The 7,124-nt window shown below is 62.4% G+C and carries 10 protein-coding genes and 3 pseudogenes; 10 read left to right on the top strand and 3 right to left on the bottom strand.

Translation table 11 applies throughout. The features are described 5' to 3' along the window. The first annotated feature begins 12 nt into the window (after positions 1-12). The 8 genes and pseudogenes from AX729_RS29530 to AX729_RS29545 all read left to right on the top strand — a co-directional run bounded on the left by AX729_RS29530 (position 13) and on the right by AX729_RS29545 (position 3,419). The gene (locus AX729_RS29530; protein WP_061027705.1) at positions 13-375 is read left to right on the top strand and encodes an SHOCT domain-containing protein; all 363 of its coding nucleotides are present in this window, start codon (positions 13-15) and stop codon (positions 373-375) included. A 44-nt stretch (positions 376-419) separates the two neighbouring features. After that, entirely contained in the window at positions 420-773 is a 354-nt protein-coding gene (locus AX729_RS29535; protein WP_061027712.1) for a DsrE/DsrF/TusD sulfur relay family protein, read from the top strand. Further along, positions 770-967 (top strand): annotated as a pseudogene (locus tag AX729_RS41580) (cysteine desulfurase); the annotation flags it as partial. The gene AX729_RS29535 and the pseudogene AX729_RS41580, both read left to right, overlap by 4 nt. After that, positions 957-1,181 (top strand): annotated as a pseudogene (locus AX729_RS41585) (hypothetical protein); the annotation flags it as partial. The pseudogenes AX729_RS41580 and AX729_RS41585, both read left to right, overlap by 11 nt. A gap of 98 nt (positions 1,182-1,279) precedes the next feature. Continuing rightward, positions 1,280-1,525 carry an aminotransferase class V-fold PLP-dependent enzyme gene (locus AX729_RS41590; protein ID WP_283807824.1) on the top strand — a complete coding sequence of 82 codons (246 nt, stop codon included), beginning with the start codon at positions 1,280-1,282 and terminating at the stop codon, positions 1,523-1,525. A gap of 33 nt (positions 1,526-1,558) precedes the next feature. Next, a complete protein-coding gene (locus AX729_RS41355; protein ID WP_245325449.1) occupies positions 1,559-1,873 on the top strand; it encodes a hypothetical protein in 315 nt (104 codons plus the stop codon). A gap of 157 nt (positions 1,874-2,030) precedes the next feature. After that, a complete protein-coding gene (locus AX729_RS40115) occupies positions 2,031-2,225 on the top strand; it encodes a hypothetical protein (protein ID WP_156457280.1) in 195 nt (64 codons plus the stop codon). A 993-nt stretch (positions 2,226-3,218) separates the two neighbouring features. Continuing rightward, positions 3,219-3,419 (top strand): hypothetical protein, encoded by a 201-nt coding sequence (locus AX729_RS29545; RefSeq protein WP_061027706.1) that lies wholly within the window; start codon positions 3,219-3,221, stop codon positions 3,417-3,419. Positions 3,420-4,011: 592 nt separating this feature from the next. Here AX729_RS29545 and AX729_RS41360 read toward each other — a convergent pair. The 3 genes from AX729_RS41360 to AX729_RS41365 are packed head-to-tail and all read right to left on the bottom strand — an operon-like array spanning position 4,012 to position 5,163. Further along, on the bottom strand, positions 4,012-4,770 hold the full coding sequence (locus tag AX729_RS41360; RefSeq protein WP_245325450.1) for a SulP family inorganic anion transporter: 759 nt from the start codon (positions 4,768-4,770) through the stop codon (positions 4,012-4,014). Next, positions 4,703-4,984, bottom strand: coding sequence for a SulP family inorganic anion transporter (locus AX729_RS41695; protein WP_349643773.1), 282 nt, complete (start codon positions 4,982-4,984; stop codon positions 4,703-4,705). Before AX729_RS41695 ends, AX729_RS41360 begins: the two co-directional genes overlap by 68 nt. Further along, entirely contained in the window at positions 4,921-5,163 is a 243-nt protein-coding gene (locus AX729_RS41365) for a SulP family inorganic anion transporter (RefSeq protein WP_245325451.1), read from the bottom strand. Before AX729_RS41365 ends, AX729_RS41695 begins: the two co-directional genes overlap by 64 nt. A 422-nt stretch (positions 5,164-5,585) precedes the next feature. On the opposite strand from AX729_RS41365, the pseudogene AX729_RS29555 reads away from it, so the two are divergent. Both AX729_RS29555 and AX729_RS29560 read left to right on the top strand, forming a co-directional pair. Next, a pseudogene (locus AX729_RS29555) lies at positions 5,586-6,488 on the top strand (cbb3-type cytochrome c oxidase subunit I); the annotation flags it as partial. Continuing rightward, positions 6,488-7,124 (top strand): c-type cytochrome (locus AX729_RS29560; protein ID WP_061027707.1); only part of this gene is annotated, 637 nt, incomplete at its 3' end. The pseudogene AX729_RS29555 and the gene AX729_RS29560, both read left to right, overlap by 1 nt.

A 7,124-nucleotide genomic window follows, 5' to 3' on the forward strand; every position in this document is an offset into this window, starting at 1 on the left:
TGGAGCAAGCCGATGCAGAAAGTCTTGATCCAGACGGTCGCCGCTCTCTCCCTCCTGTCCAGCGCAGTATGGGCGCAGGCGCAAGCGCCGTCAGATACCGAACGCTACTACGGCTGGGGTCCGCACATGATGGGTTGGGGCGGAGGATGGTATCCCATGATCTTCGGTCCGTTTTTCATGATCCTGTTTCTCGCGGTCTTGGTTGCCCTTGCGGTCGCCCTCGTTCGCTGGCTGGGCGGGCCATGGCCGGGAACATATCCGCCGCATCAATTGCCGCCGGCCCGCACACCGCTCGATATCCTCAAGGAGCGCTTTGCGCGCGGCGAGATCGACAAGGCGGAATTCGAGGACCGGCGGCGCCTCCTCGGCGAGTGACTCGGGCGCCGTCTCAGGCTTGCCTGGTTGGAAAGGAAACAACCGTGCAGATTCTGCTGATACTGAACGATCCGCCCTACGGCAGCGAGCGGACCTATAATGGCTTGCGCATCGCACTCGCTCTTGCCAAGAGCGATCCAACGATCACCGTAACGGTCTTCTTGATGGCTGACGCAGTAGTGGCCGCGAAGTCGGGCCAGAAGACGCCGGACGGCTATTACAATGTGGCGCGCATGCTGAAGGGCGTTCTCGCGGGCAAAGGACAAGTCCTGCTTTGCGGCACCTGCATGGACGCCCGCGGGCTCACTGACGCGGAAGTACTGAGTGGCATGAGACGCAGTACCATGGCCGAACTCGCGACTCTTACCGCTTCCGCTGAGAAGGTATTGGTGTTTTGAATCTGGAGCGGGCATGCCGCCGATTTACCTCGACTAAAACGCAAGCACGCCCGTGGATCCGGCAGTCGCGGCGGCGATGCGGCCATTCGGAGCAAGCCTTTGGCAACCCGTCCAGCGGGCATTGGGCGAGCACGCCGGCCAAGGCCGCCCTGGAGCGCGCCCGCGGCCAGGTCGCCGCGCTGATTGGCGCAGCATCAGAGGAGATCGTGTCCACCAGCGGCGGCAGCGAAGCAAACAACCTCGCAATCAAGGGCAACGTTCTTCGCGCCGAACCGCCAAGGGGCGCACGTCATCACCTCGGCAATCGAGCATCCGGCTGTTCTCGCTCCCTGCCGATTTCTCGAGCGTTTCGGCTCCTCAGTTACTTATGTCCTGGTGGACCGAACAGGCCGCATCGATCCTGATGACGTGCGTCGCGCTATCGCTCCTCAGACGACCCTCCTCAGCATAATGCACGCCAACAACGAGGCGGCACCGTCCAGCCGATCGAGGAGGTCAGCAAGATCGTGCGGGAGCATGGCATCCGTTTTCACACCGATGCAGCGCAATCGGCTGGCAAGATCCCGACCAACGTCAACGAACTCAAGGTCGACCTGTTGTCGATCGCTGGTCATAAGCTTTATGCGCCGAAAGGCGTCGGTGCACTCTACGTGCGCGGTGACCTCGAATTGGAGCCGTTAATCCACGGCGCTGGTCATGAACTGGGCCGCCGTGCCGGGACGGAGAGCGCGTTACTCGCGGTTGGGCTCTGAGCAGCATCCGAATTAGGGCAGGACCTCGCTCCCATGGAGCGCGTCCGGGCTCTGCGTGATGGATTCTGGCATGCGCTGCAAGATCGTTTCGGCGATCACGTCGTGCTCAATGGCCATGCGACACATCGTTTACCCAACACCCTCAACGTGTCATTCGTCGGCAAGATCGGCGCTGATATCCTGGCCCAGCTCAGCGATGTCGCGACATCGACGGGTTCGGCGTGCCACTCGGGACGGATCCAGCTCTCGCCCGTTCTTGCCGCGATGGGCGTGCCGGAGAATATTGGCATGGGGCAATTCGCGTTAGCCTGGGAAGACACACGACAGCGGACGAGATCGATGAGTTAATCGCACGTCTGGGCACGATTGCGTCGGTCTGATCGCTTGCGGCCGGTCAGGTCACCGGATGTCGTTTCGTCGCCACGATAAGAGCAGGTTCGTTCGCGCCACTCTCAACATGGACGTCCGTGCCTGTCTGTGCATGTCGGCCAGCGCGGGAAAGCGCATGATCGCCCTGCTCGATGACAAGCGCATGCATAGCACGCAAATTTTAGCGACAGGTTTCGCGAGCCATGCTGAAGGCAATTCGCAGGCCCAAGAAGCCCTCGTGTTCCGCGCATGCTCGCCAATGAAGGAGGACTGGCGATGTCCGCTGGGCCGGTGTTGTGGCGACCTCGTTCATTCGGCGGGTGGCGCTTGACTGTACTCCGCTGCAGACGTTGAGGCGTCCGACCCGGACATCATCATGAGGCGCTGGGCGACCTCGGAAAGGACCATGACCCGGCGAACACATCAACCAGCCCGTAGGATCCGCCTGGCCAGCAGCGCATGTATCAGCCGCGCCCGCGCCGTCTCGGCAACCCCGACCAGCTCCGACGAAGCGGGCACTACCATCGTGCCACGGGCGAGTTCAAAATGTAAGCTTGACTATGAACCGCAATTAGAGGGCCGAATGACATTGCAGGCCGCTGCCCACTCGGCGTGCAATTCCGCTAGGCATTTGTCCAGGAATCTGCGATTTCTAGCGGTGTTTCATCGCGTCTTGGAGAAAGACCGATGCTCACTTCATTGCCGTATCTTGGAATTGGCGTCTGTTTGTCTCTTGCGACCTGGTTGGTCTTGGGACTTGTGCTCTGACGGCGCTTGTCCCGCCGCGAACGGCCTTGGCGGTTTGAACCAGAGGGACGGAGCAACAGAAGGCAAATCCCGACGCGAAGACGCCCGGGGACGGTTGTCGCATCGACTGGCGGTAGGTGAACACCTGCTTGCTCTCAACTCTGCAGTGGGAAGTTCGACGGCTCAGCCGTTCGACCCGTGCCTCGCGATGCATCGAAGCTCACGTGACCAATCCTGGCCGTTGCGTTCTTGGGAGATCGTATGAGTATTGCCAGTGGTGTTCCGCTGCCACGACGCGTCGTCACGACCATGTCGGTCGCGGATCCGGTAGCGGCTCATTGATCACGGCCTTCGCTCCAAGGCGCGCCGCATACGGTTTCCAGACAGCTCCCGCGCATAGTCCGTCATGACCGAGGGTTCTTCATCAATTCCCGCAGCTTGATGCGCTCATAGCCGAGTTGCTGCGCCAGCTTGTCATCCGGTATTCTTCCGGAATGGGCTCGGCGGGAAACTGGGAATAATTTCATTATCAACTCCGACCACTCTCGGACGGAAACAACTTCGCGGATCACCAACCATGTCTGCCCCCGCTGACTGGAAGGAAAAGCTTCAGGGCATCATCGAGCTAAGCCGCGAGCAGATTCAGCGCTTGGAAGCAGCAGCAGCTCGAACAGCTGACTGCGCACCACCGTGTGTTGACGACCTGCGTCAGAGCATCGAATCTGAAAAGAGAATCATTGCAAAATTGCAAAAGACCATTGATGCGCTTACGCAGTAGGACGCCGCTGCAGCGGGGCGTCACCACCGAGCAGCGCGCGACGCAAGGCGAAGCGCCCCGATAGCACCATGCCTCCGTGCTCGTCTTACCGTCTTCCTGTTCTCTCCGGAGAACTACCGGTTCCGCGAGAGAGCACACCATCGCGAGCGTCTCGTGCCGAAAGCGTCGTTCCGATCTGCCTCTGAAGCTTTGCCGCGACGAACGATGCAACGATCAGATTCGCGGCAACCGGTGCCGAGCTTGGCTCTACCGGGGCCAGGCAGATCGTACTGCGCAATCGTCAGCGCTTGACGGAGATGGACGCCTGATCCGGATTCGCCGGAACGAACTCTGGCAAACCGGAGTTACAGGCGGAAGCGCCATCGCCCGCGAACGCTCGAGTGTGCTCATCCTCAATGAAGCCGCCCGCGAAGCTTCGCAATGATCTGGCGCAGATCGTCGGCATATTCCTCAAGTATCCGTAGCGCCTCGTCCCGCCGCCCCGCCGTGGGCTTCGATGCGGGATCCGACATCGCGACCGGCCTCAAAAAAGGGATTTGTTCTGACCTATTCATGCGCCAAGCGTGGTCGATGTTCGAACAGAATCGTTGATCTAGATCAACGGATCCGGTCTCAAGCGGCGATCCTCGCTACCTGTAAGGATCTTCCTCCTCTTGTGGACTTGCCAGCCAGGCCAGCACAGCTGCGAAGACGCAACCAGCAACGATCCCGAAGGTGAGTCCTTCAAGAAACGAATGTTGGAACGAACGGCGGCGCTGCGCCAATCCTTGGCCAGCCGGACGAATTCCTCCGTCTCGGCCATCGACCAGCAGACGACGTCCAGGATGCCCGCAAGCGCCGCGAGCGGGATGTACTGCGCCAGCGGGGCTGCGACCCTCATGAAGAGCAGCAGATAGGCTGCTTGCATCATGCCGGAGACTAGACTCAGCGCGCCGGCGCGGATGTTGGTGGCCGTGCGCGATGGTGCCGTGACGCTGATTCCCTGCGCCACCATTTCCATGTTGGAGCGGTGCTTGCGACCCGTCATGCGGCCCGCGACCTTGGCCGACAGTAGGCTTTCCACGCCGCCAAGCAAGGTGAATGAGAAGGCAGCGGGAAGGACCTCGACGAAGAGGTCGAACGAGAAATTCGGCAGGTGCGGTCGCGGCAGGCCCTGAGGGATTTCGCCGAAACGGCTGCCGATTGCTCCAACGGGCAGATCAAGGAACAGAGCTACCATCGGCGCCAATGCGATGGCGATCAGTACCTCGGGCCAGTTCGGACGCAACGGCACAGCGCGAAGATCACGTCGGCGGTGCCGATCCCCGATGCCGGAGGCAGCCCAGTTCAGGGCCGGGAAGCGCTGTGCCAACGACCGGCCCCGGCTCAGAGCCGGCCAAGGTGAGCCCGAAGAGATCACGGATCTGGCTCGAGAAGATCGTGCCAGCAATGCCGCAGGTGAATCCGAACCTTACCGGATGGGGCAGGTGGTGGATTAACGATCCCAGCCCGGTAGCGCCGATCAGGTCAGCATCAAGCCTGAAACTATGACGGTCAGCAGCAGCCCATCCACCCCGAATTGGGATTCGGTCGCGGCCACCAGGATGAAGGCACCGGCCGGTCCGCCGATCTGGTAGCGGCTGCCGCCCAGAGCGGAAACCAGAATACCGCCGATGACGGCGGTGAAGAGACCGCGTTCCGGCGTCACGCCGGAAGCCACCGCGATGGCCATCGAGAGCGGCAGCGCCACGACGGCGATCGTCAAGCCCAGCTATCGCGTCGCGCCGCAGATCGGCAAGACCCTAGCCTTCGGCGACAGTGGCGAGGAGCTTGGGATGGTAGACGTGAGTGGTCGAAGATCCGTCGGGCATGCGGTTCGAGATTCCGAGATAAGTTGAGGTTAGGCGCCGCAAGAGAGCCGCGCGGCGACTGGTCGACGATTTTTGCGGTGGATTTCGGGAACGGGCGCGCGTTCAGCCGCGCCATTCGTGATGATATCATCGTTCGCTGTCTCTATCGCAATGAATCACCCGCAAGCGTCGGCAAGGATCAGCGAACCCAGGCGATCCGGACCTTCCCGCGGGCGAAGCATTGAGCCTGATCTGAGTCATCGTGAACCACCGAGGTTCGTCCTACGTTCTGTGCGGGTCGGGCGCTCCGGCGCTCGATATGCCCGCGGAAATAGAGCTCTACAGCGACACCATGGGGCGGATCGCCTTCATCCTGTTCCTGGTGGTGGCCATGCCGATCGGCATTCATCACACCTTCGCCGACCCGCAGGTCGGCGCCGGCTTCAAGTTCATCCATTCGGCTTTCACCGCGCTCGTCGCTCTGCCGACCCTGCTCACCGTCTTCACGATCTGCGCCTCGGTCGAGATCGCCGCGCGCCTGCGCGGCGGCCGCGGTCCCTTCGGCTGGATCCGGGCGCTGCCATGGCAGAACCCGATCATGCTGGCGGTGGCCTTCTCGTTCGTGCTGCTCGGTTTCGGGGATGCCGGCGGGCTGATCAACATGAGCTACCAGCTCGACGCGACCATCCATAATACGCAGTGGATCACCGGCCACTTCCACCTGATTTTCGGCGGCGCCATCGTCATCATGTACTTCGCCATCGCCTACGATCTATGGCCGCATCTGACTGGACGCGCGCTGCCGAGCCTAAGCCTGGTCCGCGCGCAGCTCTGGCTCTGGTTCGTCGGCATGATCGTGACAACGTTCCCGTGGCACTGGGTCGGGATCCTGGGCATGCCGCGGCGCATGGCGTACTACGACTACGCGGACCCGGCGATCGCCCCGCAGGCGCTCTCGGTGACGCTGTCGGCGATCGGCGCGTTCATTCTCCTGGTCTCCGGTCTCCTATTCCTGTTCATCCTGGCGAACGCTCGTCGGCAGCCAGCGACCGAAGTCGGCGAGTACCGCTTCAGCGTACCCGTTCATCCGGTCCGCTCGGTCCCGCTGGCCTTGAACACATTCGCCATCTGGGTGGCGCTGATGATCGGGCTGACGGTCACGAACTACGGCTACCCGATCATGACGCTCGCCGCGCGTTCCGACACTTCCGTGCCCGCCATCTACGTGGGGGCGCAGTGATGAGTGCCCGCGAACTCTTCACCTTCCGCAACCGGTTCTTCTCGGCGGGCGTCGGCATCGCTGCCGGGCTGTTTGTGCTGACCGCGCTGGGCGGGTTCATTCTGCTGCCATACCTCCAGAAGGAAGTTCAGTTCGCCAGCCTCTGGGACGCGATCTGCAGCGCAGCCGGGCTGCCGCAGCGGGCCGCTCCCGTCGCGACGGGCAAGGTCGGACCTCGCCTCACCGAAGCGGTCCTGACCCCGACGATGCTCGCCAGGCCGAGCCAGGAGTCCATCGGGCGGGGCGCGACGCTGGCGCACCGCTGCGCCATCTGCCACGGCCCGACCGGACTCAGTCGTGCCGACTCCCCCAATCTCGCCGGCCAGTATGCCAGCGTGATCTACAAGCAGATGCTCGACTTCCGTTCGGGCGCGCGGACCAGCGCGATCATGTCGCCCTTTGCCGCCAACCTAACCGACCAGGAAATCGCCGACGTCGCCGTGTACTACGCCTACCTGCCGCGGCTGCCGGCCTATCATCCGACCCCGCAGCTTCCCAGACCGCGCATCGTGATCTACGGCGCGCCGCTGCGGGGAATCGCGCCCTGCGGCTCCTGCCATGGCAGCCTCGACAACAAGGTCGGCAGCCCGTGGCTGG

This window comes from Bradyrhizobium sp. CCH5-F6, assembly GCF_001556045.1.
GTDB lineage: Bacteria > Pseudomonadota > Alphaproteobacteria > Rhizobiales > Xanthobacteraceae > Bradyrhizobium.

What these genes read in the sequence shown, in the direction of transcription:
- AX729_RS29530 (WP_061027705.1), top strand. Translation starts at nt 13, where the DNA reads ATGCAGAAAGTCTTGATCCAGACGGTCGCCGCTCTCTCCCTCCTGTCC.
- AX729_RS41355 (WP_245325449.1), top strand. Translation starts at nt 1,559, where the DNA reads ATGGAGCGCGTCCGGGCTCTGCGTGATGGATTCTGGCATGCGCTGCAA.
- AX729_RS40115 (WP_156457280.1), top strand. Translation starts at nt 2,031, where the DNA reads ATGATCGCCCTGCTCGATGACAAGCGCATGCATAGCACGCAAATTTTA.
- AX729_RS29545 (WP_061027706.1), top strand. Translation starts at nt 3,219, where the DNA reads ATGTCTGCCCCCGCTGACTGGAAGGAAAAGCTTCAGGGCATCATCGAG.